The organism is Alphaproteobacteria bacterium (genome assembly GCA_024244705.1).
GTDB lineage: Bacteria > Pseudomonadota > Alphaproteobacteria > JAAEOK01 > JAAEOK01 > JAAEOK01.
Window position 1 is genome coordinate 1 of record JAAEOK010000084.1, and the last position, 1,348, is coordinate 1,348.

The following is a 1,348-nucleotide window of genomic DNA, read 5'->3' on the forward strand; positions in this document are numbered from 1 at the left end:
TCCGAGTGTCATCCTGATGCTCGCCGGGCCTCCTGCCAGGGGGTTACGGTTCGGTCCTGCGCTCGGTGATGACTTAACCAAGAATGTGGCCTTGTGCCTGTTGTCAGACCTGTCGCACCGAGTGTGGGGCCGGCAGGTGCGCTCCTGTCTTAAAGGGAGCCTGTGTTACTCGACTCGGATGTGACGAAGCGCCCCTGCCGATCCCGGACCTACCCGGAGTATCAATCGAGCAGGAGGAACACATCATGACAGTATCTGTCGCAGGTATCGACCCGCATCAGGACCAGTTCACAGTCGGCATTGTTGACAACAACGGTGTCGAAACCACAGCTGAGACCTTCCCGAACACCACAGCCGGGTTTGTTGACGCCATAGACTTGTTGGCCACTCACCGTGTTGTGATGGTCGGGGTTGAGGGATCAGCCAGCTGGGGTGCCCATGTGGCTATCGCCCTGGTTGCTGCCGGTTTCGATGCTCGGGAGGTCCCAGCCCAACGTTCGGCGACTCAACGCCGGGCACGCCGTCTGGCTAAGACCGACATTGTCGATTCCCTATCGGTGGCTCGGGCGTTGCTGGCTGAACCGACCCTGGGACCAGTCCAAGCCCTTGACGTCTACGACCCGCTGGTTGCCAAAATCGAAGCGGTGTTGGAACACCGACGGGCACTGGTCGAAACCCGCACCCTGATGTTGCATTACGCCGCCGATCAGATCGTCAAACTTCCCATCGAGATCCGCGACCAGCTCGAATCAAAAGGCAAGATCGAGTCGAGGCTTCGCCGTCTCGAATCCATCGACACCAACCTGGTTTCAACCATCGCCGGCGAGTATCGGCTGTCGTGGCTGCTGCCGCTGATCGATCAAGACCGGCAAGCCCGACGCGAGATTCGCCGTCTCGAGCGGCTCCTCGATGATCTCTTGGACCAGCACGGCACCACGCTACGTGACGAACCCGGCATCGGCCCCATCGCCGCGGCAACCCTCCTATGCGAGGTTGGTGACCCGTTCCGGTTCGCCCGAGAATCCAAGTTTGCACGCTGGTGCGGCACCGGAGCTGTCGCCCTCTCATCGGGAGAAGGACACGGTGAACCAGTCAAACATCGTCTCGACTTCCGCGGAAACCGGCGCATCAACAGCGTGCTCTACATCGCCAGCGTCACCCAACAACGCGACCGTCAAGACGCCCAAACATTCATCGACCGGAAAACCCGAGAGGGCAAAACCCGCCGCGAAGCCAGAAGAGCCCACAAACGCCACCTCGCCAACCGCGTCATCCGCCGAATGTGGAAAGACGAAAAAGCCAGAACAACGCCCACCACGGCCGCCGCTTGACAAGGGAGCGTCTGACA

General features: G+C 60.5%; 1 protein-coding gene. It reads left to right on the forward strand.

Annotation, left to right across the window (positions count from 1 at the left end):
• Positions 1-245: 245 nt before the first annotated feature.
• Positions 246-1,331 carry an IS110 family transposase gene (locus GY791_15885; GenBank protein MCP4329907.1) on the forward strand — a complete coding sequence of 362 codons (1,086 nt, stop codon included), beginning with the start codon at positions 246-248 and terminating at the stop codon, positions 1,329-1,331.
• Positions 1,332-1,348 lie beyond the last annotated feature (17 nt).

Excerpts from the sequence above, each read along its gene's own strand:
- GY791_15885 (MCP4329907.1), top strand. The coding sequence starts at position 246 with ATGACAGTATCTGTCGCAGGTATCGACCCGCATCAGGACCAGTTCACA.